The sequence below is a fragment of the Candidatus Neomarinimicrobiota bacterium genome (assembly GCA_022567655.1).
Classification (GTDB): Bacteria; Fidelibacterota; SORT01; order SORT01; family SORT01; genus JADFGO01.
In genome coordinates this window covers 1-4280 of sequence record JADFGO010000128.1, presented here as the reverse complement: position 1 = coordinate 4280, position 4280 = coordinate 1, and the positions used below count along the sequence as shown (strand labels likewise).

The 4280-nt window shown below is 43.8% G+C and carries 5 protein-coding genes; all 5 read left to right on the top strand.

The features are described 5' to 3' along the window. Positions 1-156: 2-oxo acid dehydrogenase subunit E2 (locus tag IID12_09880; protein MCH8289396.1), on the top strand; the 156-nt coding region annotated here is incomplete at its 5' end. Between the two features lies 1 nt (position 157). Beyond that, positions 158-1039, top strand: coding sequence for a lipoyl synthase (gene lipA, locus IID12_09875; GenBank protein ID MCH8289395.1), 882 nt, complete (start codon positions 158-160; stop codon positions 1037-1039). Between the two features lie 39 nt (positions 1040-1078). Continuing rightward, positions 1079-1990, top strand: coding sequence for a tRNA epoxyqueuosine(34) reductase QueG (gene queG / locus IID12_09870; GenBank protein MCH8289394.1), 912 nt, complete (start codon positions 1079-1081; stop codon positions 1988-1990). Positions 1991-2146: 156 nt separating this feature from the next. Next, positions 2147-3589, top strand: a complete 1443-nt coding sequence (locus IID12_09865) for a sugar transferase (GenBank protein MCH8289393.1) — start codon at positions 2147-2149, stop codon at positions 3587-3589. A 73-nt stretch (positions 3590-3662) separates the two neighbouring features. Further along, positions 3663-4280: Gfo/Idh/MocA family oxidoreductase (locus IID12_09860; GenBank protein MCH8289392.1), on the top strand; the 618-nt coding region annotated here is incomplete at its 3' end.

The window sequence follows — 4280 nt, the reverse complement described above, 5'->3', positions numbered from 1 at the left end:
CAGGAGGGAGGGGTCAAAGAAGGAAGAAAAAGGAGAAGGATAATGTATCTGACAATCGGTTTTGACCACAGGATAGTTGATGGCGCCGATGGAGCGAAATTTCTTGAACGAGTTTCATCAATATTATCCGAATTTGATCCGATGACGGGTATCTGATTTGCCTGTTCTGACTTACAGAACATCACATAATCACGTAGCGAGACCCGACTGGCTTAAGGTTCGTCTGCCTTCGGGCGAGGGGTACACCCGAACCAAACGGATAGTGGAGGAATCAGATCTAAACACGGTTTGTGAAGACGCACGCTGCCCGAACATGGCTGAGTGCTGGGGGAGCGGAACGGCAACGTTTATGATACTCGGGGATATCTGCACGAGGTCGTGCGGGTTTTGTAACGTGAAAACAGGAAAACCGACGACCCTTGACCTTGACGAGCCGCGACGGGTTGCCGAAGCTGTAAGGAGAATGGGACTGAATTATGCTGTGATCACCTCCGTTAACAGAGATGAGCTTCCCGACGGGGGGGCAGAAATATTTGCCGAAACTATCAGTAAGGTCAGGGAACTCTCACCCGGAATCAGAGTTGAGGTGCTGATACCGGACTTCAAGGGGGATCATAAAGCGCTCCTGACCGTATTAAATGCCCGGCCGGACGTCTTGAACCACAATATCGAGACCGTACCGAGACTTTACCGCAAGGTAAGACCGCAGGCGAATTACAGGCAGTCTCTCGAATTGATAAAAAGAGCGAAAAATTTCGGCGCTGTGACAAAAAGCGGTATGATGGTCGGATTGGGCGAGAGATTCGACGAAATTTTGGAAGTAATCAGCGATCTAAAATCACACGGTTGTGATATACTGACTGTTGGTCAGTATTTACAGCCCTCGAAGAGGCATCTGCCGGTAGAAAGATTCGTTCATCCGCTTGAATTCGCCGAACTCAAAGCCTATGGTCTCATATCGGGTTTCGCGACGGTCGAATCGGGACCTCTTGTCCGTTCTTCATATCACGCAGAAAACGCAAGCGCAAATTTTGCATAAATCAAAGACCTATAAGTAGATTCTTTTCTAAAGCCGGTTATGACAGAGCTCAAACGAACTATAAAGTCAATCGCTACCGAGGTAGGTTTTACGCATTTCGGGGTATCGGGTGCCCAGCCCCTCGATAAAGAAGGGCAAATATTAAAAGAGTGGATTGACCACGGTTTTCACGGCAGTATGAAATGGATGGAGAAAAAATTTGATTGGAGGACGAATCCCGAATCATATTTTCCCGGAACAAGATCTATAATTTCTTTGGGCGTTAATTATTACACATCGAACAGGCATTCCGGCGCCAAAAATATGGGTAAGATATCGAATTATGCCTGGGGTGAAGACTATCATGACGTTCTCGGCGAGAAGTTGAGAAGAATGACCGGGAAATTGGAGAAATTGTATCCGCATGCTAAGTTCAAATCGTGCTGCGATACGGCTCCGGTTATGGAAAAAGCCTTAGCGGTCAGGGCGGGGATCGGCTGGATAGGTAAAAACACTAATTTGCTGACAAAAGAGACGGGGTCGTGGCTTTTTCTCGCTGAAATATTCACAGATTTAGAATTAGAATCGGATCTCCCTGTTCCGGATTTTTGCGGTAGTTGTACACTCTGTCTGGATAACTGTCCGACAAACGCTTTAGTTGAACCATATATATTAGACTCGAATTTATGTATTTCCTATCTCACGATCGAGCACAAAGGCGAATTCGATGAAAATACGCCGAGTTTGAATGGCTGGATTTACGGGTGTGACATCTGCCAGGAAGTCTGCCCATGGAATAATTTTCAGACAGAAACGGATGAATACGCATTTCAACCATCAGAATTGGGGACGGAACTCGACGTTGAATTTGCAAGCACTATTTCTGACGACGAGTTCAGAGCCGAATTTAAAGGTTCCCCCATTAAAAGAACCAAAGCTGAGGGTTTGAGAAGGAATGCGGGACATTTGTAAGCAGAATCAGAGTGTCTGACAAAAGTCAATTTTAGGCGAAGGGGGGGTGTAAGTTAGAAACCTGAGCGATCGAAATCGAAATAATTAGTGCTATTCTTATGCCGCATTGATTACTTTGAATCGGTAGGTTTATTATTATCGAAATGAAAGACTCATTTGATCTATCCTAAATACAAATACGTAATAGCCGGAATCGACCTTGTTCTCATACTCTTGTCGTATGCGGTCGCTTTTAATCTCAGGTTTGGCGGGAGCTCAAACGTATTCAGGCTTAACGGGTATGAATTCATAATAGTTCTGATAATCGTGATGATCTTAGGAGTCGCGCACCTATTCATATTTCAATCGCTCAATCTGTACAAGATAAACATTCTGCTTGATTTTTTTCCGCAGATATCCTTGATAATTAAGGGCTTAGCAATAGGAACTATCCTTGTAATAATCGTACAGTTCGTTATAAAATACTCCTTCGTTTTTGAAAGCAGACTTCTATTTATATATTATGCAATAACAGTGACAGGATCTCTTATAGTCGTCAGGACGCTGATATTCCGGTCAATATTCATTTATTTTGCCAATAAGGGAATGTATTCGAGAAACGTTGCGATCATCGGGACAAAGAAAAATGCAAAAATGATAGCTGCCGGCTTAGTTACGAAAGTGATTTACGGGATGTCCATCAAAGGTTTTATAGGCGACAGCGGCGAGGTTGGAGAGAAGATATTTCAGGATTTGGCCTTGTTAGGAAAGATGAACGATTTAGAGTCAACAGTCACAGAATATAACATCGACGAACTGATTATAGCTCCCGATGACATAAATTACGGGGAACTTATCAGCTTAATCGAGCGTTGTCAAAGAACAGAAATTGCCATACAGGTTGTCAGCGAATTGTATAGAATAATACCGGATAAATTAGCAGTAGAAAAGTACTCGGACATCCCGCTTGTGCGGATGCACGGGTCATCACATACAAGGTTATGGACTAAATTTCGGAGAACTTTTGATTTTCTGGCTTCTGCTGCTATAATCATTTTAATTTCACCCTTACTCATAGCGATCATGATTGCAATAAAACTGACTTCGCGGGGCTCCTTGATTTATAAGCAGCGGCGTATCGGTAAAGATGGTAATGAATTTACATTCTATAAATTCAGGACGATGTTCGTGGGAAGCGATAAGGATGATTCGAGAACAGAAGTGATGAAAAATTTTATTAAGGGGAGCGGAGAAGTTGATGGAGGTTCCAAAAAGATCGTTGACGAATCTAAATTCACGGTTGTAGGTAAGTTATTGAGAAGAACGAGCTTAGATGAGCTGCCGCAGTTTTTCAACGTGTTAGCGGGGGACATGGCGGTAGTAGGACCCCGGCCGTGCTTGCCTTACGAGTATGAGCATTATGATGAATGGCAGAAAAAGAGAAATGAGGTTCTGCCGGGAATTACCGGGCTCTGGCAAGTTTCCGGTAGAAGTGAGGTAGCTCATAACGAAATGATAGTGATGGATTTATATTACATCAGAAATTCATCGCCATGGTTTGATTTACTGCTTATTTTTAAGACAATTATGATAATGATCAATGGCAGAGGCGGCGGATAGGGCATAGGTAATAATTTAGTTGCAAATTTGTTAATGTAGATTACATTACGTTTCGCAAATATCTCAGGGAGGGATGGAATATATGATAAAAGTCGGGGTTATCGGGTTTGGATACTGGGGGCCGAATATTGCCCGTAATTTTGATGAGAATCCGGATTTGAAACTGGTCGGGATCGCGGAACTCGGAGAGCAAAGAAGAGCCGTCGCAAGGACAAAGTATCCCAATGTACCGCTGTATACCGATGCTAAGTCACTCCTCAGGGAATCAAGTATTGATGCCGTAGCGATCATCACGCCTGTCTCCACTCATTATGAACTTGCCAAAGAGGCGTTAGAAGCCGGTAAGCATGTATTAATCGAAAAACCGATGACGAGCTCCGTCTCCGAAGCCGAGAAACTATTAAACCTCGCCGCTAAGAAAAACTTAACGCTTATGGTCGACCATACTTTCGTATACTCGGCCGCTGTTCAGAAAATAAAGGAAACGCTCGATGCTAACGGTCTCGGCGACCTTTACTATTTTGATTCTGTGAGGATTAACTTAGGACTTTTCCAGCAAGACGTTAACGTTGTCTGGGATTTAGCGCCGCACGACATATCTATTATGCAGCATCTGCTTAACAGCAAAAAAGTTAAATCGGTATTCGCTCACGGAGCAAGCCATACGCCTTCCGGCATCGAAAATATTGCC

Coding starts and splice junctions, on each gene's coding strand:
- queG (MCH8289394.1), top strand. CDS start 1,079: ATGACAGAGCTCAAACGAACTATAAAGTCAATCGCTACCGAGGTAGGT.